The organism is Acinetobacter bouvetii DSM 14964 = CIP 107468 (assembly GCF_000368865.1).
GTDB classification, from domain to species: domain Bacteria; phylum Pseudomonadota; class Gammaproteobacteria; order Pseudomonadales; family Moraxellaceae; genus Acinetobacter; species Acinetobacter bouvetii.
This window is the reverse complement of the sequence record NZ_KB849727.1, coordinates 959,538-983,606: the sequence shown is the minus strand read 5'-3', so window position 1 is coordinate 983,606 and position 24,069 is coordinate 959,538. Positions and strand designations below refer to the sequence as shown.

General features: G+C 44.2%; 22 protein-coding genes, 2 tRNA genes, 1 other RNA gene and 1 pseudogene. 11 read left to right on the top strand and 15 right to left on the bottom strand.

Features of this window, described 5'->3' with window-relative positions; translation table 11 throughout:
• Positions 1-2: 2 nt before the first annotated feature.
• The 4 genes from F941_RS11590 to F941_RS11575 all read right to left on the bottom strand — a co-directional run bounded on the left by F941_RS11590 (position 3) and on the right by F941_RS11575 (position 3,231).
• A tRNA-Gln gene (locus F941_RS11590) sits at positions 3-77 on the bottom strand.
• 1 nt (position 78) lies between these two features.
• Positions 79-906 carry a 4-(cytidine 5'-diphospho)-2-C-methyl-D-erythritol kinase gene (gene ispE, locus F941_RS11585; protein WP_005011455.1) on the bottom strand — a complete coding sequence of 276 codons (828 nt, stop codon included), beginning with the start codon at positions 904-906 and terminating at the stop codon, positions 79-81.
• 21 nt (positions 907-927) lie between these two features.
• Positions 928-1,509, bottom strand: a complete 582-nt coding sequence (gene lolB, locus F941_RS11580) for a lipoprotein insertase outer membrane protein LolB (RefSeq protein ID WP_005011453.1) — start codon at positions 1,507-1,509, stop codon at positions 928-930.
• Positions 1,510-1,518: 9 nt separating this feature from the next.
• Positions 1,519-3,231 (bottom strand): tetratricopeptide repeat protein, encoded by a 1,713-nt coding sequence (locus tag F941_RS11575; RefSeq protein WP_026253458.1) that lies wholly within the window; start codon positions 3,229-3,231, stop codon positions 1,519-1,521.
• A 78-nt stretch (positions 3,232-3,309) separates the two neighbouring features.
• Between F941_RS11575 and hemA the strand changes: the two genes are divergently transcribed.
• Positions 3,310-4,593, top strand: a complete 1,284-nt coding sequence (hemA, locus tag F941_RS11570) for a glutamyl-tRNA reductase (protein WP_005011451.1) — start codon at positions 3,310-3,312, stop codon at positions 4,591-4,593.
• Positions 4,594-4,842: 249 nt separating this feature from the next.
• Here the strand turns inward: hemA and F941_RS11565 are convergent, their stop codons facing one another.
• Complete coding sequence (locus F941_RS11565) at positions 4,843-6,774, bottom strand: DNA primase (RefSeq protein WP_005011449.1); 1,932 nt, start codon at positions 6,772-6,774, stop codon at positions 4,843-4,845.
• A gap of 219 nt (positions 6,775-6,993) precedes the next feature.
• On the bottom strand, positions 6,994-8,007 hold the full coding sequence (locus F941_RS11560) for an outer membrane protein assembly factor BamD (protein WP_005011447.1): 1,014 nt from the start codon (positions 8,005-8,007) through the stop codon (positions 6,994-6,996).
• A 71-nt stretch (positions 8,008-8,078) separates the two neighbouring features.
• Here F941_RS11560 and rluD point away from each other — a divergent pair, with 71 nt between their 5' ends.
• Genes rluD through F941_RS11545 form a run of 3 tightly spaced genes read left to right on the top strand, consistent with a single transcriptional unit; the run spans position 8,079 to position 10,509 of the window.
• Positions 8,079-9,131, top strand: coding sequence for a 23S rRNA pseudouridine(1911/1915/1917) synthase RluD (rluD, locus tag F941_RS11555; RefSeq protein ID WP_005011445.1), 1,053 nt, complete (start codon positions 8,079-8,081; stop codon positions 9,129-9,131).
• A 45-nt stretch (positions 9,132-9,176) separates the two neighbouring features.
• Positions 9,177-9,917, top strand: coding sequence for a peptidoglycan editing factor PgeF (pgeF, locus tag F941_RS11550; protein ID WP_005011444.1), 741 nt, complete (start codon positions 9,177-9,179; stop codon positions 9,915-9,917).
• A 40-nt stretch (positions 9,918-9,957) separates the two neighbouring features.
• Entirely contained in the window at positions 9,958-10,509 is a 552-nt protein-coding gene (locus F941_RS11545) for a flavodoxin family protein (RefSeq protein WP_005011443.1), read from the top strand.
• Between the two features lie 203 nt (positions 10,510-10,712).
• Here F941_RS11545 and smpB read toward each other — a convergent pair whose 3' ends face one another.
• A complete protein-coding gene (gene smpB, locus F941_RS11540; RefSeq protein ID WP_005011442.1) occupies positions 10,713-11,189 on the bottom strand; it encodes an SsrA-binding protein SmpB in 477 nt (158 codons plus the stop codon).
• A 137-nt stretch (positions 11,190-11,326) separates the two neighbouring features.
• On the opposite strand from smpB, the gene coaD reads away from it, so the two are divergent.
• The 4 genes from coaD to F941_RS11525 all read left to right on the top strand — a co-directional run bounded on the left by coaD (position 11,327) and on the right by F941_RS11525 (position 12,636).
• The gene (coaD, locus tag F941_RS11535; RefSeq protein ID WP_005011435.1) at positions 11,327-11,818 is read left to right on the top strand and encodes a pantetheine-phosphate adenylyltransferase; all 492 of its coding nucleotides are present in this window, start codon (positions 11,327-11,329) and stop codon (positions 11,816-11,818) included.
• A 1-nt stretch (position 11,819) separates the two neighbouring features.
• Entirely contained in the window at positions 11,820-12,083 is a 264-nt protein-coding gene (locus F941_RS11530) for a YfhL family 4Fe-4S dicluster ferredoxin (RefSeq protein WP_026253457.1), read from the top strand.
• 26 nt (positions 12,084-12,109) lie between these two features.
• Positions 12,110-12,486, top strand: an RNA gene (rnpB, locus tag F941_RS16105) — RNase P RNA component class A.
• A 73-nt stretch (positions 12,487-12,559) separates the two neighbouring features.
• A tRNA-Met gene (locus tag F941_RS11525) sits at positions 12,560-12,636 on the top strand.
• 90 nt (positions 12,637-12,726) lie between these two features.
• Here F941_RS11525 and F941_RS11520 read toward each other — a convergent pair.
• The gene (locus tag F941_RS11520) at positions 12,727-13,311 is read right to left on the bottom strand and encodes a hypothetical protein (RefSeq protein ID WP_005011429.1); all 585 of its coding nucleotides are present in this window, start codon (positions 13,309-13,311) and stop codon (positions 12,727-12,729) included.
• A 152-nt stretch (positions 13,312-13,463) separates the two neighbouring features.
• On the opposite strand from F941_RS11520, the pseudogene F941_RS16255 reads away from it, so the two are divergent.
• Positions 13,464-13,628, top strand: a pseudogene (locus F941_RS16255) (P-loop ATPase); the annotation flags it as partial.
• Positions 13,629-13,632: 4 nt separating this feature from the next.
• A complete protein-coding gene (locus F941_RS11515; RefSeq protein ID WP_018573079.1) occupies positions 13,633-14,040 on the top strand; it encodes a hypothetical protein in 408 nt (135 codons plus the stop codon).
• Between the two features lie 2 nt (positions 14,041-14,042).
• Here F941_RS11515 and F941_RS11510 read toward each other — a convergent pair whose 3' ends face one another.
• The 5 genes from F941_RS11510 to carA all read right to left on the bottom strand — a co-directional run bounded on the left by F941_RS11510 (position 14,043) and on the right by carA (position 21,981).
• Complete coding sequence (locus F941_RS11510) at positions 14,043-14,669, bottom strand: CatB-related O-acetyltransferase (protein ID WP_005011424.1); 627 nt, start codon at positions 14,667-14,669, stop codon at positions 14,043-14,045.
• Positions 14,670-14,903: 234 nt separating this feature from the next.
• Complete coding sequence (locus F941_RS11505) at positions 14,904-16,817, bottom strand: PQQ-binding-like beta-propeller repeat protein (RefSeq protein ID WP_005011417.1); 1,914 nt, start codon at positions 16,815-16,817, stop codon at positions 14,904-14,906.
• 208 nt (positions 16,818-17,025) lie between these two features.
• A complete protein-coding gene (gene greA, locus F941_RS11500) occupies positions 17,026-17,502 on the bottom strand; it encodes a transcription elongation factor GreA (RefSeq protein WP_005011415.1) in 477 nt (158 codons plus the stop codon).
• Positions 17,503-17,596: 94 nt separating this feature from the next.
• Positions 17,597-20,827 (bottom strand): carbamoyl-phosphate synthase large subunit, encoded by a 3,231-nt coding sequence (carB, locus tag F941_RS11495; protein WP_005011413.1) that lies wholly within the window; start codon positions 20,825-20,827, stop codon positions 17,597-17,599.
• A gap of 14 nt (positions 20,828-20,841) precedes the next feature.
• Positions 20,842-21,981, bottom strand: coding sequence for a glutamine-hydrolyzing carbamoyl-phosphate synthase small subunit (gene carA / locus F941_RS11490; protein ID WP_005011410.1), 1,140 nt, complete (start codon positions 21,979-21,981; stop codon positions 20,842-20,844).
• Between the two features lie 307 nt (positions 21,982-22,288).
• On the opposite strand from carA, the gene F941_RS11485 reads away from it, so the two are divergent.
• Positions 22,289-22,768 carry a hypothetical protein gene (locus tag F941_RS11485; RefSeq protein WP_005011407.1) on the top strand — a complete coding sequence of 160 codons (480 nt, stop codon included), beginning with the start codon at positions 22,289-22,291 and terminating at the stop codon, positions 22,766-22,768.
• 282 nt (positions 22,769-23,050) lie between these two features.
• Here the strand turns inward: F941_RS11485 and F941_RS11475 are convergent, their stop codons facing one another.
• Together F941_RS11475 and yhbY are read right to left on the bottom strand one after the other, a co-directional pair.
• A complete protein-coding gene (locus F941_RS11475) occupies positions 23,051-23,590 on the bottom strand; it encodes a DOMON-like domain-containing protein (RefSeq protein WP_005011406.1) in 540 nt (179 codons plus the stop codon).
• 8 nt (positions 23,591-23,598) lie between these two features.
• Positions 23,599-23,922: a ribosome assembly RNA-binding protein YhbY gene (gene yhbY, locus F941_RS11470; RefSeq protein ID WP_005011404.1), complete on the bottom strand. Its 324-nt coding sequence runs from the start codon at positions 23,920-23,922 to the stop codon at positions 23,599-23,601.
• Between the last annotated feature and the right edge of the window lie 147 nt (positions 23,923-24,069).

Below are 24,069 nucleotides of genomic sequence, written 5' to 3'. Positions count from 1 at the left end.
AATGGCAGGGGCGGCTGGATTCGAACCAACGGATGCCGAGATCAAAACCCGGTGCCTTACCACTTGGCGACGCCCCTATCAAACTTCAAAATGACGCAATGGCGATTCTGTTAAACTGTTGACCAAGTAAGATTTACATGGCGCGTTTTTCAGAATGTCATTCACATTCATATTTTCCGTTACCTCAGCAAAAACACAAGCACCTGTACCTGTAAGCTTTGCTGTACTGAACTGATCTAAATACTGCATTGCTTCATTTACTTCCGGATATAAACTTCTTGCCACTGGCTCAAAGTTATTTCCAAAACTAAACGGCGTTAGCTGATAGGCGCAAAATTTAGTAGGCTTCGTGTCTCTTGTCAATGTTTTTTGCGAAAAAAGCAGTTGAGTGCTGATAAAACAATCAGGTTTCAGCACTATGTATTGTTTTTGATCTAAGTCTATGAATGTTAAGTGTTCACCAATGCCTTCCGCCCAGGCATTGCGGCCATGAATAAAAATAGGCACATCGGCTCCGAGTTTAAGTCCGAGTCTTGCCAGCTGTTCAGTATCTAAGCCGCATTGCCATAATTTATTCAGCACGATCAGCGTGGCGGCCGCATTTGAAGAACCGCCGCCGAGTCCGGCACCCATTGGAATATTTTTTTCGATGCGGATATTGATGCCGCCCGGCTGTTTTGCGTAAGGCAAAAGCGCTTGCGCCGCGCGATAGATTAAGTTTTGTTCCAGATCGACACTGTTTAAGCCGTCAATGCTGATTTGCGGTGATCCTGTTTGCGTAAATTCCAGCCAGTCATATAAATCAATCAGCTGAAAAATGCTTTGCAGTTCATGGTAACCGTCTGCACGGCGCCCCGTAATATGCAAGAACAAGTTAAGTTTGGCAGGAGAGGGAACTCGGATCATAACAATTCAAACTTTGTTGGCTTAGCGGTTTTGTATCACCATTGTAATACGGTTTTCTTTTCCAGTTTCAAGCGCTTGCTTTAAAACCAGTTTATTGGGCAATGGGTCGCTGTTTTCATAGCTTAAATCGACCTGCCAGCCGTCTTCAAGAATTTGCGCAATACGGCCGCTGCCATCTTTGTTGAGCTGCGCATGCTGAGTGGCGGGTTTGGCTTGTACCCATTTGACTAGATGGGTAATAGGCGCGTTCCAGCCTGTGGCGCGCTCCAGCAGCTCTTCAGGTGAGGCCGCGCTGATCAGGCCTGTTTTCGCGCTGTTCAGTGTTGCTTCGCCGGGTTTTCCGGAAATTTGGGTTTTGCCGACGCCTAAAATGCCGCTCAGTTCGATATCAAACTCATCCTGTTCCTGCGCCCAGGTAAAGAAAGCGCTGCCGGACTGCTGCGGAGTGCGCACGCCAATTTTGCCTTGCAGGTTGAATTGATTTGGCGCTTCTAGCGAGGGGGCCGGCAGCGGCTCCTGAGGCTGAATGTACTGTTGGCAGCCGGTTAAAGCCAAGGTGCTGCCAGCGATAACAGACAGGCAGAATTTAGAAAGGATATGCATAAACGGGGGTTAACTCTTTTTCATGTGCTGAGGCAACAATAACGTATTCAATTGTTCCAATTGAGGATCATTCGGGTGTTTTTGTTTGAGTTGTTGTAACACTTGGCTAAATTCTGCAATGTTGCCCTGCATATACACAGAGCGGGCATAGTTCACCCCAATTTTAACGCTGCCGCTCAATCCGTAGGCTTTTTTCAATACTTCTGCGGAGGTGGCAAAGTCGTTCTGCAAATAGCAGATATAGCCCAGCGTATCTAAGATAGAGGCCTGCTCTGGGGCAAATTCTAAGGCGTGCTCTACAAATCTGCGTGCATCATCCAGCCGCCGGTTTTGCAAGGCTAAGGTATAAGCATATGCATTCAGATAGGTCGGGCTGTTCGGTTCAATCGCAAGCAGGCTGTTTAGCCGCTTATCGAGCTTATCCCGTTCTTGATAAGGGTCTAGAATCAGAACCTCTGCATAAATCAGCTCAGGGTCATCAGGCAAGTTTTTAATGGCTTCATCCAAAAGCCGCATGGCCGCTTTTTTATTGTCCATGCGCTTTAAGATGTCTGCCTGCGCTAAATACAGGAAACTGGCATGCTGCGGGTAGTTGACGCGTTCCTGCGTCAAAAAGCGCAGCACATCATGCAGCTTATTTTGCTGGGTAAAAATATTGATCATGCTGCGCCGCGAGACGGTATACAGGCTGCCATCCACCAAGCGGTAATAGGCTTTTGCCGTCTCAAAATGCTGTTTCCGCTCAGCATTAACGGCTAAATAATAATAGGCTTCATTTTGATACTGAGCGGAGTAGCGCAGTTCAACCAAGTACTTTTCGGCTTTTTCATACTGCTCTAAATCAATGCTGGTGAGGCCGCCCAAAAACAGCGCTTCTTCGGCTTTGGGCCATTTTTTGATAATGTCTTCCAGTTTTTTCAGCGCGAGCTCAGATTCATTGATTTTGACTAAATACTTGGCTTCCGCTAAGCGGACATCCAGATTGCTGCGGTGCTTGCGGCTGGATTTTTCATACCATTCACGCGCAGCCTCTTCATCACCTAAGGCGGTGAGCAAGTTGGCTTTCATTAAGATGTAGCCCGTTGTTTTTGGGCGTTTTTTTAAAGCGAGATTGACCGTATTCAGCGCATCATTCAATTGTCCATTCTGCGCTTCTAAGGCGGCAATCAGCACAAGGATGGATGGATTGCGGTTCTCTTTGCTGGTCCGCAATGCATTGATCAGAAAGTCGCGGTCATCGGCTGATTCAGGCGAGATGCCTGCTAAAATCTGTTCCAAATCTGCATTCGGGTCAATATTTAAAATTTTATCTAAGGTTTCTGCCGCCAGATCATATTCATGCGCTTTTAAGGCAATATGTGACAGATAAAACAGGGCAGGAACATCTTCCGGCTCCTGCACTACCCAATGCGTGGCAATATCTAAAGCGGCCTGCAGATCATTTTGTTCCAGCGCGACATTCAGCGCGCGCTGCTTGACCGAGGTAGAGTTGCTTTTAATAGCAAGCACAGTATAGTTATGCAATGCGGTTGGAATGTCGTCATAGGCTAGGGCAAACTCTGCAATCATGCTTTGTTTTATGGCATCATAATTTGGATTGGCGTGGTAAACTTCTCCAAATGCCCGAACTTGAGCACTGGAAGCCATGCTACCGACCAGCAAGAATGTGGTAGAATACTGCTTAATTGTCGAGCCGCTGAGCCGGCTATTTGTTTGACGCAATTTTTCTTGATCCAAGTAATGCTTTTTATGACACCGATATTGCACAATAGCATAAATTTAGCGAAATGATGATCTGATATGTCTTTCTTTGCATTGGGTGTCAACCATCAAACCGCCTCTGTAGAGCTGCGTGAAAAAATCGCATTTAACCCTGAAAAGTTAAGTGCGCTACTTGCACAGCAAAGCCATGCCGAATATCTGAATGATATGGTGGTGGTTTCTACATGTAACCGTACAGAAGTTTATGCCATGTCTGAGAATCCGGATATGGTATTAAATTGGCTCGCCCAAGCAAATCATATTGATGTAAAGCAATTGTCAAATCATGTGTACCGCTACGAAAACGCGCAGGCGGTAACACATCTTATGCGGGTTGCCAGCGGGCTCGACTCACTGATGCTGGGCGAACCGCAAATTTTAGGCCAAGTCAAAACCGCGCTGTCTTTAGCGAAAGATGCAGAAACGGTATCGTCCAATTTAAACCGAATTTTTGAATATGCTTTTTATGCAGCCAAGCGCGTGCGCTCGGAAACCGCCGTCGGCAGCCATGCAGTTTCCATGGGCTATGCAGTTGCGCAGCTGGCTTTGCAGGTCTTCAGCAAGCCTGAGCAGTTAACCGTTATGATGGTTGCAGCCGGTGAAATGAACAGCCTGGTGGCAAAGCATTTGGCGGAAATGGGCGTGGGCAAAATCATTATTTGCAACCGTACCCGCAGCCGCGCAGAAGCGCTGGCGCAGGAAATTGCGCATCGCGCAGAGGTTGAGATTATTGATTTTGCTCAGCTGGCGGAGAATTTGCACCGCGCCGATGTAATTTCCAGCTGTACAGGCAGTTTGCATCAGGTTATTTATTTTAAAGATGTGAAAGCAGCGTTAAAAAAACGCAAATATAAGCAGATGCTGCTGGTCGATTTAGCCGTGCCGCGTGATATTGAAGCGAAGGTTGAAAGTTTGGATGGCGTCTACCTGTATGGTGTCGATGATCTGCAAAGCGTGATTGATGAGAACCTCGCGCAGCGCCGCCAAGCCGCAGTGGAAGCCGAGGTTATGGTTAACCAATTGGCGACTGAGCTGGTCATTCAGCAAAAGGTGAATTTGGCTGGCGCGACAATTCATGCTTATAGAGCGCATGGTGAGAGTTTAAGGCAAGAAGAGCTGGCGCTGGCCTTGGAGCGTTTGCAAAAAGGGGAAGCTGCAGAACAGGTGCTGCAGGAGTTTTCTTACCGGCTGACCAATAAACTGCTGCATCCGACGTCAATCCTGCTGCGCCATGCAGCCACTGCTGAAGATCCGGCCTACTTTGAAATGCTGGAGCGGGAGTTGGCGGGCGTTGCGGAAAAGCGCCGTAAATCTAAGCGCTGAAGTTCAAAAACGGTTCTAAAATGGGAGTCAATTTACATTAAGATGAAGCAAAGCTGTTTAGGGTTTTTCTTGATTTTTAATGTCTCTTAGACGCACACAGCATGGCTGCAGGGCTTTTTTGCATTCAGCTGCCCATAAAGCGGATGCAGCCATATGATTTTGTCATGCATGCGCCTGTATCGGCGAACCGAATGAAACCGGATTTTAAAAAGTATCACTTAGACGGCTTGTATTGGCTTCCGTTTGCGCTTATTCATCTAAGAGCGTCAGCGACCTTTTTTTGCTGATCTCATAAATTTTCTGTTTCAGATTGCGCATTTCAGCAAGACTGGAAAATTTCTTCGATTTGATCTTTTGCTGCAGGCATTCGTATTGCAGTTTGACCGAAAAATCTGCGGCCAATTTGTCTGCCTGTTCAGGAGACGACGTATAATCGCTGATATTGGCATTTTCTAAAATATGCTGCAATTCATGGTGATACGCCGAACATGCGCCTAAAACATAATAGCGGGACAGTTCAGGATCATCCGGCAAATCATCAAAAATAGTATTGAAAATATTCAGAATATTAAACAGCAATAAGTCGGATGAAATCAGCGCGCGCAGCGGCTCAAAATGAATGTACAGATAGGGATGATTGATTAAAATCGCTATGACATATTCTTCAGCATCAATTTTGGTGCTGAAGCTGAGTGAGGCGTCGTTATTGACCTGCGGCTGCCATTTACGGCTGAAGCCGAGTTTTTCACGGAAATACTGCTGCAGCAGATAACGGTATGACCCCGTTTTCGGCAGCAACTCTGTCAGCTGTTTGAGTTCACCCATCACTTGGCTTTTGCCTTCAGGTTTGGTGACATCAAAATTTTGAGTTAAATGCGCAAAGACAAACTCAGACAGCAAAGGCGCTGTATCTAACAGCCGTCTAAAATTTTCAATGCCTTCACGGCGGATTAAGGAATCTGGGTCGTGATCATTCGGCAGCACAAAGAATTTCAGCTCACGGCCGTCATTCAGCAGCGGCAGGGCAATTTCTAAAGTGCGGCGGGCGGCTTTTTGCCCGGCAGCGTCACCGTCAAAGGCAATGGTGATGCGGTTATTTTGCTTGAACAGAATATTCAGATGTTCAGTGTTGCTGGCTGTGCCCAAAGTTGCAACTGCGCCTGCAATGCCATACTGCTGCAGGGCAATAACATCCATATAGCCTTCGACCATCAGCCAGTCTTGGGCTTTTTGCTTGCGGCCTTCATATAAGCCATACAGCAGCTGATTTTTATGGAAAACTTCAGAATCTGGCGAGTTAATGTATTTGGGCTTGATTTCGTCATTCAGCGCCCGGCCGCCAAAGCCGACCACCCGGCCTTTCGGGTCACGGATCGGGAAAATGACCCGGTCGCGCAGCAAGTCAAAATCACGGCCGCTGTCACTGGTGCGGATCAGGCCCAGCAGTTTTAAGCCTTCAATATCCTGCGGAAAAGCTTTTTCTAAATGCTGCCAGTCTTCTGGCGCATAGCCTAAGCGCCAATACGCAATGGTTTCCGCAGACAGACCGCGCTGTTTAAAATACTGCTGCGCCGTTTTGCTGTGCGGCAGTTGATGCGCGTAAAATTGTGCAATATTTTCCAGCAAGTCGTACAGATTGCCGTCCGGCTGGGCCTGTTCAAAGGCTGCAGGCTGATCAAAGGCCGCAAAAGGATCATTGCCGTAAAAGGCGTCATCCTGAGGCTGAAATTCTGCAAATGGATCATGCTCAAATGCGGGCTGCTGTTCACCGGCTGCAGGCGCAGTTTTTGCCTGAGCTGGGGTAGGCTGTGCGGTTTGCGCTGATTCCGCAGGCGCTTTCGGTTTCTGCGCTTCCCGCTTGTATTTTAATTTGTTGGAGTCAAAATTGTCTTTTGGCAGTTCAATGCCGGTTTGACTCGAAAGGTCCTTCATGACTTCAATGAAATTTCGGCTGCCGATATCCATTAAAAAACGGATGGCATTGCCATTGGCCTGACAGCCGAAGCAGTGGAAATACTGCTTGTCACGGTATACGTGAAAAGATGGCGATTTTTCCTGATGAAACGGGCAGCAGCCTGAATAGGTACGCCCAGTCTTTTTTAATTTCACAAATTGACCGATCACATCGACAATATCGGTGCGGTCTAAAATTTGATCAATGGTGTGCTGAGGAATCGCCATGCTGTTATATCAATATGTCTTCAAAGTCTGCGGAAAATAGAAAGGGTCAATTTTTTGCTGATCGCATTTAAGTGCAAGCCAGCGGCTGGCGGACATGCCGATCAGTCATTTGTATCCTTTTTGAGCATTCGGATCAAGCGGTGATCTGCGTCAGCCTGAAATGATAAAGGGCAAGTATGATAACTTGCCCTTTATGAAAAATCATCCTAAATGCCGGATTTATTCGGCTGGCTGCGCTGCATCCGATTCAACAGGCTGCTGAATCTCAGCCGCTTCCGCTTTAGGGCGGTCCAGCAAGCCAAAAGATAAGCGGTTGGTTAGGCTGCGCTTTTCTCCGCTGTCTGTGTTTTTCACTGCATCCTGTTCAGAATGGGTGCGGCCTTCTTTGCCAAAGACGCCTAAAGTCGCGCGGTTCCAGAAACTGCCTTCACTGCGGGCGGCGCGCATGTTGACCGTGCCGTCAGATTTCACCAGTTCAGGATAGTTCAATTTCAAGATATCAATATACTGCTGGGACGTCGCTTTATCGCCGAGTTTGTCATAACCGTAAGCGGCTGTCGCCAAAGCTTCTGGAATTTGCGGAGTTTGCGGATAGTGTTCAATGACCCATAATGAACGCTCCACAGCCGCAAGGTAGGCTTTACGCTTAATGTTGAAGCGGGCGGCGTTCATTTCGCTTTCAGCCAATTCCTGGCCAATAAACTTCATGCGCTGCGCTGCGTCTACCGCATAGGTGCTGGACGGATAACGGCGGATAAAATCTACAAAATTCTGATAAGCCACTTTTAAATAGCTCACATCACGGTGTGACTGCTTTAATGACGTATAGCGCAGCAGGCCGTCATAGTTTTGCTCCATATTGGCAACACCGCGGACATAATACGCATAATCTACATTTGGGTGCTGCGGATTCAAGCGGATAAAACGTTCTGCCAAAGTGATAGCGGCTTCATAGTCTTTTTGCTGGAATTTAACGTAAAGCAGTTCCAGCTGCGCCTGCGCTGCATAGCTGCCAGTTGGGTAATACGTTTCTAGAGCTTCAAGATGTTTTGCCGCATCTGTATATTGATGGCGATCAAGCGCTTTTTTAGCTTTTTCAATATAAACCTGTTCGCTGGATTGCGGACCAGTATCGACCACATCTTTTTTTGGATTGCTGCTGCAGCCTGACATTGCGGCTGCAATACCAATCGTTAGAGCAAGCATTGTCTTTTTATAATGTGGCAGCGACATAAAAATTCCTCTGTTAATACTGGCAATGAGCTACAATTGCACTATTAAACCACTTTTGCCTGAATGATCAAATGACTCAAGCACAATCTTCTAATTCCAATATCCCTGAAACCGACTTCAATTTGCTTGAAGATTCTGAGGATGCAGATAACCATACTTCAGACTCAACTGCAACACGTTTATCGTTGCAATTTCAATTGGATGACAGCTTTTTTGGACAGCGTATCGACCAAGTCGCAGCAACCGTTTGGCCTGATTTTTCACGCGAAAAACTGAAGCAGTGGCTGAAAGAAGGCCATTTGTTAGTGAATGGTAACAGCGTCAAGCCAAAGTATAAATCCGAGGGTGATGAACTGCTCACGCTTGACGTTGAGCTGGAAGCGCAAACCCGCAGCCTGCCTGAAGACATTCCTTTAGACATTGTCTATGAAGATGATGACATTATTGTCATTAATAAGCCTGTAGGCATGGTGGTGCATCCGGGCGCCGGCAATTCGACAGGAACGCTGGTGAACGCCTTGCTGCATCATTATCCTAAATCTGTGGAATTGACCCGCGCGGGCTTAGTGCACCGTATTGATAAAGATACATCCGGCTTGCTGGTTGTTGCAAAAAATCTGGAAGCGCAGTTCTCGCTCAGCAAGCAATTGGCGAAGAAATCGGTTTACCGGATTTATGATCTGGTGGCTTATGGTGCCATTATTGCCGGCGGCACCATTGATGAGCCGATTAAGCGCCATCCGGTAGACCGCATTAAAATGGCCATTCTGCCGGGCGGGAAAGAAGCGGTCACGCACTATAATGTGAAAGAGCGCTTTCAGCACTTCACCCGCATCCAAGCGCGTTTGGAAACAGGCCGCACCCATCAGATCCGTGTACATTTCAGCTATATCGGTCATGGCCTGATTGGCGATTCTGTATATATGAACCGTGTGCGCGTGCCTGCAGGCGCATCGGAACTGCTGGCAGATACGCTGCGCGGCTTTAAGCGTCAGGCTTTGCATGCGGCTAAACTGGGGCTGGTGCACCCGCGCACAGGCGAAGATATGATGTTTGAAGCGCCGTGGCCTGAAGACTTCAGCCACTTGGTTGATGTTTTGCGTACTGAAAACAAAGCGTATTGAGGCAAGGGCTGAATGCGTTCAGTCTAAAATGAAAAGGATGAAGACATGCAATTTGTTCAAGGGCTGCCGAAAGGTGTGTATGCAGGCCAGACCCGAGTGCATCATGAAAAGGCGCTACCGTCAGAAATGCCTGAATTGGCAGGCTTTAATTTGGCCTTGCATGTCAATGATGATCCGCAGCGTGTGCAGCGCCACCGTATGGCGCTGCTGGAAGAGTTTTCTGTTTATGGCGTGCGTAAAATCACATGGATGACTCAAACGCACAGCACCATCTGCCGCACCATCAATGCGGAAATGCCTTTTGATGCGCTGGTGGGTGATGGCTTGGTTACACAAACAGCTGGCCATGCCTTAATGATGATGACTGCGGATTGTTTGCCTGTGGTGCTGGGCAACACAGAAGGCACTGAGGTGGCCAATCTGCATGCAGGCTGGCGCGGTTTGGCTGGCGGCATCATCGAAGCTACAATTGGCGAGATGAAAAATCCGCCGGCATGGGCGTGGCTCGGGGCGGCTATTTGCCAAGACAATTTTGAAATTGGCGCTGAAGTGAAACAGGCGTTTTGCTCTAAATATCCTGAGCTGGACAGCGCATTCAAAGCAGGCCTGAAAGAAGGAAAGTACTATGCCGATCTGTATGCCATTGCGCGGTATATTTTAGCTTTGCATGGGGTGAATACCGTGCTGGGAGGCGATCAGTGCTCTTATCAGCAGCCGGAGGATTTTTTTTCTTACCGCCGGGAATCTCGAACCGGCCGCATGGCAACGTTCGTGTTTATGGCATGAAAATGCTAAACTTGATTGAATCTGTAGACTTTTAATTACTATGCCTTTATCCGCAAAATCTATCGCTATTGTTTATCACAGCCCTTACGGCCATACAGCAAAAGTCGCTTCCTGCATTGCTCAGGGTGCGGAACAGGCCGGCATTGCAGTGCATAGCATGAATATTGAACAGATAGATTGGGAGGTTTTAGACCAGGCCGATGCCATTGTATTTGGCTGTCCGACGTATATGGGCAGCATTACATCAGGCTTGAAGCAGTTTATGGAACAGTCTTCTAAACGCTGGCTTGCGCGGACTTGGCAAGGCAAATTGGCGGCCGGTTTTACCAATGGTGGCGGTTTAAGCGGCGACAAATTGGCCGTTTTGCAGCAGATTAATTTATTTGCCATGCAGCATGGCATGCTGTGGTCTGGCTTGCCGATGATGCCCACGGGGCGCAGTGCGCAAGACCTGAACCGCATGTCAAGCTTTCTGGGTTTAATGACTCAGTCAGATAATGCGCCAGTTGAGGTGACACCGCCCACAGGTGATTTGAACACTGCCATCTGGTTTGGTGAATATTTAGCCCTGACATTGAATAAATTTAAATAATTTATTTTTTTAATTGTTTAAATATTCAGCTATAAGTATTTAAAAAGCCAAAAGAAAATTAAATTCTTTTGGCTTTTTTCTTTATGGGCAATTTTGAAGAATATGCTGGGACAGCTGTCACTAATAAAATCATGCTGAACTGAAAAATTCATTCATTATTGATCAATAAAAACCTCCAGCTGGATGTTTTTATGATGTGCGGTTTATTTATGCATAATGCGGGCTTTATCACGCTGCCAGTCGCGGTCTTTTTCAGTGGCGCGCTTGTCATGCAGCTGCTTGCCTTTCACCAAAGCAATTTCCAGTTTCGCTAAACGGCCTTTCCAGTAACAGGCGAGAGGAACACATGAATAGCCTTTTTGATCGACGGAACCCATTAGCTTTTCTATTTCACGCTTACTGAGCAATAGTTTACGTGTACGGCGGGCTTCAGGCACAATGTGCGTAGATGCGCTCAGCAAGGGCTGAATTTGAGCGCCAAACAAATACGCTTCGCCATTTTTAAAGGTGATATAGCTTTCGCTAAGGGTCATACGGCCAGCACGAAGCGACTTAACTTCCCAGCCTTGCAAGGAAAGTCCAGCTTCAAATTTCTCTTCAATAAAATAATCGTGGCGGGCGCGTTTGTTCTGCGCAATCGTTCCGCCGTTATTTTTTTTAACAACAGTTACTTTCGACATAATCAGAAACTTCCAAAGTTAAGGCTATTGTACCCGAACTTATATGCTTATGGACTGTTTAAATTGATGGAGTTTCTTCACCCAAAAACAAGATTTTGCTAAAATAAGTTTCTACAAAACAAACTGAGTACAAATGGATGTCTCAAACTCGCGTAATTTATCCGGGCACATTCGATCCAATTACCAATGGCCATATTGATTTAGTTACACGCGCATCACGCATGTTTGATGAAGTGGTGGTCGCAATTGCTATTGGTCATCATAAAAATCCATTATTCAGTTTGGAAGAGCGTGTAGAATTAGCAAAAGAATCATTAAGCCATTTAGACAATGTTGAATTTGTAGGCTTTGATGGCCTGCTGGTGAATTTCTTTCATGAGCAGAATGCAACCGCAGTATTGCGCGGATTGCGCGCCGTGTCCGATTTTGAATATGAGTTTCAATTGGCGAATATGAACCGCCAGCTCGATTCTAAATTTGAAGCGGTATTTCTGACGCCGTCAGAACAGTATTCCTTTATTTCATCCACATTAGTGCGTGAAATTGCCCGCTTGAAAGGCGATGTGACGAAGTTTGTTCCTGCAAATGTCGAAGCTGCCTTTGAGCGCAAACTACAACAAGGCTGGTAGCGTGTCTTTATATATCACCGATGAATGCATCAATTGTGATGTCTGCGAACCTGTATGCCCCAATGAGGCAATTTTTATGGGGGAGGTCATTTATGAGATCAACCCTGATTTATGTACAGAGTGCGTTGGACATCATGATAAGCCGCAGTGTCAATTATTTTGCCCTGTCGACTGCATCCCGCTTGATCCCAATCATGCAGAGACGCAGGAAGAGCTGCAGCTGAAGTATGAAAAGCTGACTGATCAAAAAACATCAAGCAATTAGTTTGTTTATTTGCTATCATCCCGCTCGAAGTGAGCCAGACGATCGCTGCTGTGGAAATCTCCGTGATTGAAGCAGGGGAGGAAAGTCCGGGCTTCATAGGGCAGGGTGCCAGGTAACGCCTGGGCGGCGAAAGCCGACGGCAAGTGCAGCAGAGAGTAGACCGCCTCCATGATGTTTTCGAGCAATCGGATTCGGAGGTAAGGGTGAAAGGGTGCGGTAAGAGCGCACCGCGTGTCTGGTAACAGTTCACGGCAAGGTAAACCCCACCAGAAGCAAGACCAAATAGGGATCCTGAGGCACGGCCCGTGCTGGATCCGGGTAGGTCGCTTGAGCGTACGAGTGATTGTGCGCCTAGAGGAATGATCGTTCACGACAGAACCCGGCTTATCGGCTCACTTTACCAAATTTTGATCAATTAAGCGCATTAAGTACTTGACGTACTTTGGATAAAACCACATAATGCGCGCACAGTTTAAGGCTATGTAGCTCAGTTGGTTAGAGCACCGCACTCATAATGCGGGGGTCACAGGTTCAAGTCCCGTCATAGCCACCATTTTTATAGACCACGTTCCAAAACGCGGTCTTTTTTTTGCCTGAAATTTTTGAAGATCTTGTTTGCAATCGCTGGTTCATGAGTAAAAAATTAAGACGATTTATATACCAGTGCGCGCATGCCAGAGCGTAAGGCAAATGCGCCGTGCATGTATACGCCGCCTAACCAATAAGGCACATTAAAAATATCCGTATGGCGGTATTTGACCAGTCCAAATTCTGCCAAAAGCCCTTCAAAAAACATGCCGCCTATGGCCAATAAGATTGCCAGTATGCACAGCCAGGCGCGCTCGTAAGTGAAACTTAGCCGAATAATAAAAGTAAGATAAAAAATAAAGCACAATAAAGCAGGATGAAAATTGCCAAAACCGCTGAGCAGGTATGCACAGGCAAATGCGATTAAATCTTCGGATAGGCTGCGCCAGCTTCCATGAGTGGTACTTAGCTTGATATCCAGTTTTTGACTAAGTACGCGGCTAACATAGAGGTAATTGATTGCCATAAATAAGAAGGCAATAAAAAAGGCTGGAAAGACCCACCAAGCTTGCTGAAAAAATAGGGGATTGGGGTAACTAAGCGTTTGAGTAAAGACATGGTTGGCGTCGCAGAGTGTAGCGACAATAGCTGCAAGTAAGGCTAAAGCAAGGATTCCTGTTTTACTGATGTTGAGGGGCATTCCATGTCCTATTTTTTTGTTTTTGATGAACTTTATTTATAGAGCTTGGCAAGGTTTATAGCTATGTCATATGAGGAAAAATTGCAGATTAAAATGATAAAACTATAAATATCAGTATACTGATGAGCAATTAGACTTGATAAGAATCATAAATGACAGTAGATCAATTGAAGTGGCCAAAAGATAATTTTGAGAATATCCAAAGAGCATGGGAGGGTGATTTATGGGATCGCCGACGCTTAGGGGAACAACTCATAAATTATGTTGATCGTTTAAATTGCGGAGCTGTGTTGGCTTTGGATGCTCGTTGGGGTGAATATAGTGGAAATTAAAGAGTTGTTAAAAATCATCCATGATGCTGAAATTTTAAGTATTCAATCCGGATCTAAAGATCAGCTTTCAGTCGAGATTCAAACAGATTTCGGGCAAAAGCTGAAATTGGACTTTACAGATGTAAAATCTTTTCGATTTATTGATTTTATTCAGCAAAATATAATTTCAAAACTTAATTTTTTAAATCTAAATGATCATACGAATCATGATATTGAATACTATTTAAAATGGGTAACCAGCCTTTCGGATGCAGGAAGTTATTTAAATACAGAATCTATTGAAAACTTTATAGATAAAATCACGGCGCATGAATTACAACTCGTATATTTTGAACCAAGCTGTGGTGTTGAAGGTGTGATTCTATATGAGTCATTAGAGATCTTTGAGGTGGTTTGAGACTATCTTAAATTATTTAATGTATTATTTATTTGTTCAAGATTGTCAGTTTGCAACTGCTCCCGCATCTTTAAAAACTGCTTTTCATCTAAGTCATAAAGCTTAAGAGAAAGCAGTTTTTCTATATCTTCCTCAGAAAAGCGGTATTTAATAATCTTTGCAGGCACGCCGCCGACAACCGCATAAGGTGGCACGTCTTTCGTCACCACCGCGCCTGTAGCGACTACAGCGCCTTCTCCGAGCGTCACGCCTTGCATAATCATGGCGCGTGAGCCAATCCAGCAGCCATCGCCAATAACCGTATCGCCAGCGGGCACAAAACTGCGTGTATCAAACGGAAAGGCCGAAATCCAGTCGGTACGGTGCAGTTGGTTGCCACCCATCATAATCACGCATTCTGCGCCAAAACAGACGAAATTGCCGATATGCAACTGATCAATCGGCTTCTCTGGAGTTGCTGGCTTATCATGCAAATAGCGCACCACGCAGCGCTCAAAACCCTGATCCCAATATGCTGAATAGTAGGAGTAATTGCCCTTAATATGAATATTCGGGTTCTTCACTGTTTTGGAAATGAACTCAAATTCGCACCAATGTTTTACGGGGGAGTTAATAAAAGATAAATCCATATGAAATCCAAAATTAATACAGATATATTGGCTTAGAATGAAGAAATTACATTTATTTAGTCCTAATGCTATTAGATATTAGTTTAAATATTTATACAGCTTTATTTGCAGTCTAATTATTGAGACCAAATGATATAAAATGAGCATATCTAGATACACTCATTTTATTTATTTTCTTCACTTGCGGATATTATCATGAAGAGATATTTTTATTTTAGATAAAATAAAAATATATTACTTCAGATTGATTGCATAGATCGTGGATGCATCATTCACTAAGAGTATCCCATTTGATGTAATGGCAAGATTCCCAGTTTTTTTGAAGTGCCATACTGGAACATGTGTGGTCTTATCAATTGCATAGGTTCCTGCATTTGTTGCTACAAAAATAAGGTTAGTTGTCACAACTATATTGCCTATAAATTGCGTTGTTGATGCATTATCAGGCAACCAACTCCATATAAGTGTGCCATCAGCTTCATTGCGTGCTTCTAAGCGAAATGGTGAAGCATTGGTGACATAAACAACCTTATTTGCAACAGCGGGCATGCTTTTGAATTCACCGTTAAGCGTCCAATTTACATTTCGCTGAGCAATATTATAACTAATCAGATTATTCGAACCACCATGTCCCAGACCATTGGCCACAAGTACATTACCAAGGCTACCGATGACAGGTGCACTATTAATACTATATGAACCTCTGTTATACGTTGGGTCTGGAATTTCAAAGACTTTATGACCATCTTTTGCACTTAAGACACTAAACATATTACCTGTATAGGCATATACATAATTTGCATCTACCGCTGGAGTCCACATATCATATGGATTTAATGCCTGAAACCAAGAGTCGGTGCCATCTGAAATATTGAAACTATTTACACCACCATAATAACCGCCATTGGTATAGACTTTTCCATTTTTTATCGTAGGTGCAAGATAATTATCCCATTGAGAATAAAAAGGTGTTTTAAATAAAGGTACTCCAGTTGCCGCATCAAATTGCCACATTGCTGTATCTCCATGACCAGAAGATGCTACAAAAACTTTACCATCAGATACTGATGGAGGATTGACGGTATGGCTGTTAAAGTTTTGAGTCCATGCAGTGCTTGCGTTATTCTCATTAATAGAATGAATAGAATATCGTTTAGATCCAGTAGACGTAATAACATAGCTCACAGCAAATATTTTCCCCTGACTAGCAGTAATAGTACTTAAAGCTCCATTATCAGCTGATGGTTTGTTCCAACTCCATCGACGGGTAATCTTTTTAGGGTCAATGGTGATAGGAACATAGCCAGTATGGGCAGCATTACCTTGGAACATTTCCCAGCCAGTTACTCCAGTAATTGGTATTAATGCTGTTAGATTCACGATAGGTTTAATCTTAATCGTATAAGGAATTTTTTGAGGAGAGCCTGCATAGGTTTTAGAGCAGCTTTCATCTAAACATAAGGAGACATTTACCGTACCAGTATGTGTTCCCACTGCTAAGTCACTAGGTACAGTTAGTTCTAAATTGTATTTTTTTGCATCTGTCTGGCTGAATGATTGCGTAAAATGAATATCACCAGATATTGTAACTTTAGGTAAGACATTTTTAATTCTGTCTGTAACTTGAATTTGTATGACTGCTTTTGAGTTATCGTCCACATCTTGTTCAAGTGTAATTGCGGTAGGGCTCGTGCTAAAACTTGGTGGAGGAGGAGTAACTGTAAAAGAATATGGGGCTTTTACCGGTGACCCTGGATATTGTTGTTTGCACGCACTATCACGGCATAACATAATATCTAGAGCGCCAATATGTTTTCCTAATGCTAATGATGCTTTGGTGGTCATTCTAACATTATATAAATTAGAACTTTCTGGTGAAACTAGGATGCTTGGTTCTATGACGTTAGAAGAATCAATGACCAATACATATACTGATCCATTGACTATTGTTGTATTTACAGTTGCTTTAAGATTTAATTCTTGTGATTCACCTTCGTACAGTGTTTGATTTAGAGTAGTTGGTGTAAGTAATAATGCAGGTGTGGCAGGTGTAGATGAATTACTACCATCTCCGCTATTACCACCACCACAAGCAACCAATGCCAGAGAAATTGTACTGATGAGTGCAAAGCGAGCTTTTTTGTACATTATTTTACCTTTTTTTACAAAAAGAAACTAAATTTTAATTTTATATGACTTTCTTAGGTTTAACCTGATGAATTATTAATAAAAAAATTCTTATTCTATTATAGTGTAGTAGTCCCACAAAATAATATCCCTAATAGGAATATAGAATGCCTGAAACAAAAGAACTCTTCAAAGGATGAAGAGTTCTTTAATCGCTTAGTCGAGTGGATTAGATATATTTCACACTGACAATTTCGTATTCCACTTCACCTTGCGGAGTGATGATTTTTGCTTCGTCGCCTTCATTTTTACTCAGCAGGCCGCGGGCAATAGGAGAGTTCACAGAGATCTTGTTGATCTTAAAGTCTGCTTCATCATCGCCGACAATCTTGTAGGTTTTTTGTTCTTCAGTGTCTAAGTTTTCAATGGTCACGGTTACACCAAAAACCACACGGCCATTTTGTTCAAGTGCTTTCACGTCAACCACTTGGCACGCGCCGAGTTTGCCTTCGATGTCTTGAATACGGCCTTCACAGAAACCTTGCTGTTCGCGGGCAGCGTGGTATTCCGCGTTTTCTTTCAAATCCCCATGTTCACGCGCTTCAGCAATGGCTGCAATAATGCGTGGACGGTCAACACTTTTAAGTTGCTGTAATTCTTTCTCTAAGGCAATTTTGCCTTCGGGAGTCATAGGATAACGTTGCATTGTTGTCCCTCATAAATGGGTATGTAAAAAATACAGGTTTATAAAATAAAAAAGCCCGCCACCGATAAGGTGACGGGTCTTATCAGTAACTTAATTAACCTTTAGTCAGGTCTTGCAGGCGGTATACATCCATCGGCAATTTGATTGCTAATGCTTGGCATACAGCGTCAGCGCCATTCAAAGTAGTTGTATGATACACCTTACCTTGAAGCGCAGAGCGGCGGATTGAGAATGAATCCTGCTGAGCTTGTTTACCTTCAGTTGTATTGATAATGAGGTGAATTTCGCCATTTTTCAAGCGGTCCACGATATTAGGACGGCCTTCTGTAACTTTGTTCACACGTTCACATTCAATACCTGCTTCTTTAATCACGTCATACGTGCCGCCAGTTGCAAGAATCTTGAAGCCAAAACCAGCAAGTTGTTTCGCAATGCCTGCTGCGCGTGGCTTATCAGAGTCACGTACAGAGATAAATGCATGCTTCACTTCGCCTTCCGTTGGAAGACCAGGTAAACGTTCATTCGCACCTAAAACAGCTTTATAGAATGCTTCACCAAATGTTTTACCCACACCCATTACTTCGCCTGTAGATTTCATCTCAGGACCAAGAATTGGGTCAACACCCGGGAACTTGTTGAATGGGAACACTGCTTCTTTAACAGAGAAGTGAGTTGGGATGATCTCTTTGGTGAATCCTTGAGATTCAAGAGATTGACCCGCCATACAGCGCGCAGCAACTTTTGCTAAAGATTCGCCGATACATTTAGAAACGAACGGAACTGTACGTGATGCACGCGGGTTCACTTCTAAGATGTATACGTCAGTGCCTTTAACTGCAAACTGTACGTTCATCAGACCAATTACGCCAAGCTCTTTTGCCATCGCGATGGTTTGACGGCGCATTTCGTCCTGAACTTCTTTAGATAAAGAGTAAGGAGGAATAGAACATGCTGAGTCGCCTGAGTGAATACCGGCTTGTTCGATGTGCTGCATGATGCCGCCAATCACAACGTCTTTGCCGTCAGATACGCAGTCTACGTCAACTTCAATCGCATCATCTAAGAAATGGTCAAGCAGTACTGGGGCATCATTTGAAGCCTGAACTGCATCACGCAAGTAGCGTTTAAGTTCATCATCGTTATACACGATTTCCATCGCACGGCCGCCAAGTACATATGATGGACGTACAACCAGCGGATAACCCACTTTAGATGCTTCAGCCATGCCTTCTTCAGCAGATTTAACGATGCTGTTGTTGGGTTGGCGAAGTTGCAGGCGCTGGATCATTTGCTGGAAACGTTCACGGTCTTCTGCACGGTCAATCGCGTCTGGAGATGTACCGATAATTGGCGCACCAGCTTCTTCAAGCGCACGAGCCAATTTCAAAGGTGTTTGGCCGCCGTACTGAACGATAATGCCTTTAGGCTTCTCGATACGCACGATTTCCAATACATCTTCCAAAGTGATTGGTTCGAAGTACAAACGGTCAGACGTGTCGTAATCCGTAGAAACGGTTTCAGGGTTACAGTTCACCATGATGGTTTCATAGCCGTCATCACGCATTGCAAGGGCAGCGTGTACACAGCAGTAATCGAACTCGATACCTTGACCAATACGGTTAGGACCGCCGCCAATCACCATGATTTTGTCACGGTTAGATGGATTCGCTTCACATTCTTCATCGTAAGTTGAATACATGTAAGCTGTGTCAGATTCAAACTCTGCAGCACATGTATCTACACGTTTATAAACTGGAGTTACGCCCAAGTTCCAACGGTGTTTACGGAATTGTTTTTGTGAAATGCCCATCAAGTCCGCAATGCGAAGGTCAGATAAACCTTTACGCTTGAATGAACGGATGTTGTCCGCATTCAAATCACCAAAACCTAAAGTTTTGATTTGGTTTTCAGTTTTGATGATGTCTTCGATTTGAATCAAGAACCAACGGTCAATGTTTGTCGCAGCAAATACTTCATCTAAAGTAAAGCCGTGACGGAATGCATCGCCCACGTACCAAATACGCTCAGGACCTGGAACTTTCAACTCAACAAGAATTTTCTCACGTGCGCCTTCAGTGCCCACTGCGATTTTTTCGTCAAAACCGCATGCACCAACTTCAAGACCGCGAAGCGCTTTAGAAACAGACTCTTGGAAGTTACGGCCAATGGCCATTACTTCACCTACAGATTTCATCTGTGTAGTCAAAGTTGCGTCAGCTTGCGGGAATTTCTCGAAGTTAAAACGAGGAATCTTCGTTACAACGTAGTCAATTGCTGGTTCGAACGATGCAGGTGTTGTACCGCCAGTGATGTCGTTTTTTAACTCATCAAGGGTATAACCAACCGCCAGTTTCGCAGCGATTTTCGCAATTGGGAAACCCGTTGCTTTAGAAGCAAGAGCAGATGAACGAGAAACACGCGGGTTCATCTCGATCACAACCATACGGCCGTCTTTCGGGTTAATACCGAACTGTACGTTTGAACCGCCTGTTTCTACACCAATTTCACGAAGCACAGCTAAAGAGGCATTACGAAGTAACTGGAACTCTTTGTCTGTCAATGTTTGTGCAGGTGCAACAGTGATTGAGTCACCTGTATGTACGCCCATTGGGTCAAAGTTTTCAATGGTACATACAATGATACAGTTGTCGTTTTTGTCACGAACAACTTCCATTTCGTACTCTTTCCAGCCAATCAATGATTCATCGATCAATAATTGTTTCGTTGGAGAAAGATCGAAACCGCGTTCACAGATTTCAATGAATTCTTCACGGTTGTATGCGATACCGCCGCCTGAACCACCCATGGTAAATGATGGACGGATAATGACAGGGAAACCGAAACGAGCTTGAATTTCAAGCGCATGTTCCATGTCTTCTGCAACGTCTGCACGTGGGCATTCCAAACCGATTTTACGCATTGCAATATCAAAAAGTTTACGGTCTTCCGCTTTTTCGATCGCTTCTTTGGTCGCGCCAATCAATTCAACATTGTATTTTTCTAAAATACCGTTTGCATCCAGTGCAAGCGCACAGTTCAATGCAGTTTGACCGCCCATTGTCGGAAGAACTGCGTCTGGGCGTTCTTTCTCAATGATTGCAGCTACAGTTTGCCAAGTGATTGGCTCGATGTAAGTTGCATCTGCCATAGCAGGGTCAGTCATAATGGTCGCTGGGTTAGAGTTCACCAAAATAACACGGTAGCCTTCTTCACGAAGGGCTTTACATGCTTGCGCACCTGAGTAGTCAAACTCACATGCCTGTCCGATCACAATCGGGCCTGCACCAATAATTAAGATGCTTTTAATGTCTGTACGTTTAGCCATGATCGCTTCCTTAATTACTTCTTAGATGCTTCGATAAGTTCGATGAAATGATCGAACAGTGGTGCGCAGTCATGTGGACCAGGGCTTGCTTCAGGGTGACCCTGGAAGCTGAACGCAGGTTTGTCTGTACGATGCATGCCTTGCAAGGTTTGATCGAACAGTGATTTGTGCGTTGCTTTCAAGTTTGCCGGCAGCGAATCGGTATCTACTGCGAAGCCGTGGTTTTGAGAAGTAATCATCACAGTACCATCTTCAAGATTTTGTACAGGATGGTTAGCACCGTGGTGGCCGTGAGGCATCTTCACGGTTTTTGCACCTGATGCAAGTGCAAGAATTTGGTGACCTAAACAAATACCAAATACTGGAATTTCAGTCGTTTCTACAATTGTTTTTACAGCTTCAATTGCATAGTCACATGCAGCTGGATCGCCAGGGCCGTTTGACAGGAACACGCCATCTGGATTCAAAGCAAGTACTTTTTCAGCAGGCGTTTGCGCAGGCACGACGGTCAATTTGCAGCCGCGGTCTGCGAGCATACGTAAGATGTTGGTTTTGACACCGTAATCGTATGCAACTACATGGAATTTAAGTTCAGGTTGGGAGAAACCTTTTCCAAGAGTCCAAGAACCTTCAGTCCATTCGAAACCTTCAGGGTCACAGCATTCTTTAGCGAGGTCTAAACCATTAAGACCGCCAAATGCACGCGCTTTAGCTAAAGCTTCTTCTTCTGTAATGTTTTCGCCGGCAAGAATGCAGCCATTTTGCGCGCCTTTGTCGCGCAAAATACGCGTTAATTTGCGCGTATCAATATCTGCAATCGCGACAACGTTATGTTCTTCTAAGTATTCGCCTAAAGATTGCGTTGATCGGAAGTTGCTATGCAATAAAGGCAGGTCACGAATGATCAATCCGTTGGCCCATACTTTATGAATTCGACCTGACTCAGCGTCTTCATCATTGCAGCCTGTATTACCAATATGCGGGTAAGTTAGTGTTACAAGCTGCTGTGCATAACTCGGGTCAGTCAAAATTTCTTGATAGCCAGTCATGGCAGTGTTGAAAACGACTTCACCAGTCGTACTACCCGATGCGCCAATTGAAGTACCTTTAAAAATAGTACCATCGGCAAGGGCTAAAATTGCTGGGGTGCTCAAACCAAAGCTCCTGAAATTTAGGCTGTAAAAAAGCGAGAAGACGAAAAAAAAGGAAGGCTATTATAAAACCTACCCTCCCTATGTCTGCTCGCTTGAACTTAACACGGCATTATACGCAGAAAGCCCCGTGAAGTCCATTCTATTTATCCTTTATATCGAAGATAAAGGGCTTGCATTTCAGCTGAAAGTTTGTTTTTTAGTCTTGCGAAAAATGTAAGCATTTAATTATTGTCTGACAAATCAGAAATTAAAATTTATCAAATTGAGCTAAGATTAAAAAGTAATCAATAACTATAGGTATAAGATCATGGCGGCATCACAAAAACAAAATGAAACTGCAAAAACGCTTAAAACCATTGCTGCAGATGGTGCAGAGCAGCTGGAACAGGCAGCGAAAGATGCAACTGGTCAAGTTGTAGAGGCCGTTGCTGAAAGCAAAGAAATCATTCAGGCGGAAGCAAAACAGCTGAATGCGAGTGTGCAGGATCAGCTGCGTCAGCTTAAACAAGATGTTCTGCAAAAAATTGAACAGCTGAAATTGCATTTGGGTTCGTCACAAAAAGATTTAACAGAATTAAAGGACTTTGTGAAAACTGAGTTCAACGCTGTGATTGAAGATATTTCTAAGTTAAGTAAAGAGCTGAAAGAGGACGTGAGTCAAATTTCTTTGAAACATAAAGATCAGTTGACAGAAACTTATAAGCGTTCAAAAGAGCATACCTTAGATGCATGGAAAAAAGTTTCAAGCACTAAGCCGGAAGCTGATAAATCAGAGGCTGGCGCTTAAATTTAAAAAACTGAATTTAATTTCAGCTTTTTCCGCAATAAAAAGAGAGCAATACGGTGATGTATTGCTCTTTTTTTGCTATTAATAATTCAATAAATTGAGCTGTTTGCATGGTTAATGTGGTTTGGGTTATATCGCGATAGCTACAAAGCGCAAGAATGGTGCGAAAAATTGTGATAGAAATACAGTAATTCAATCCAATAAATTGACTGAAGTTATAGAACGTCGGGCATAAAAAAAGCAAAAGGATCGCCTTTTGCTTTTTTACAGCCTGCATCCAGTTTAGAACTGATGCAGCCAGTCACGCTTGTTATGAAAATCTGCATTTGGACTGCTATGCTGCATGGCATAGAAGTGATCGCCCTGAGTCGTTTTTAACACGGCGCTTAAGCCAATGTAGATATCTGACCACTTCAGTTTATGCAGCAACATGAATTCGGTGAGGTCGATGCTGACATTCATCCCATAATGAGTGCGTTTCAGCTGATTCAGTTCAATATCATAAGCTGCTTTCGGCGGCATATCTTCAGGATAGCGGTATTCTTCAAACTGATAAGCCTGCCATGCCTGAGAAGGGGAGAGGTTGATTTCACGGTAAAAATCTTCATTGTGCACGCCAATGAAAATTTCAAAACAGGTCTGTTCCCACAGAAAATCTTGACGCGGGTGAGATGCAGTAGGCTGAGGCCATTGCACAAACTGATTTGGGTCACGCAGCCAGAAGCCCACATTTAATGTAAATGGGCTTTGCTGCTCAATTGCGCCAACGAGTGAAATTGCTTCAAAACGGCGGTCAAATGCACTTAGATCATAACTGGCCATTTTATCAGTTAGTTAGATAAATGAGCATGACGAACAAGATTGGATAATTTTGCATTCTGTTTGGCTGCTTTTTTGTACAGTAATACAATTTTACCAATAGTCTGAACAATTTCTGCACCAGACGCTGCAGCAATTTCAGCAGTTAATGCAGCGCGCGCTTCGCGGTCTTCAGCAACTACTTTTACTTTAATAAGCTCGTGATCGTTTAATGCGCGAGCCAATTCTTCAATTACATTTTCAGTTAAGCCTTTGTCGCCCACCATCACAACTGGGTTAAGCGCATGTCCGATTTGACGCAAACGCTTGCGTTCTTGAATAGATAAAGCCGCCATAAATGTAACCTGATTTTAAAAACGGCTTAGTATAGCAAATGCAAAGGTTAAACGCTTTAAATTCTCTGAAAATATCGATGCAAATTATTGAAAAAAACTGGCATGAAACCTCGATTTAGATACACATGTATACTGCAAATACGGTGT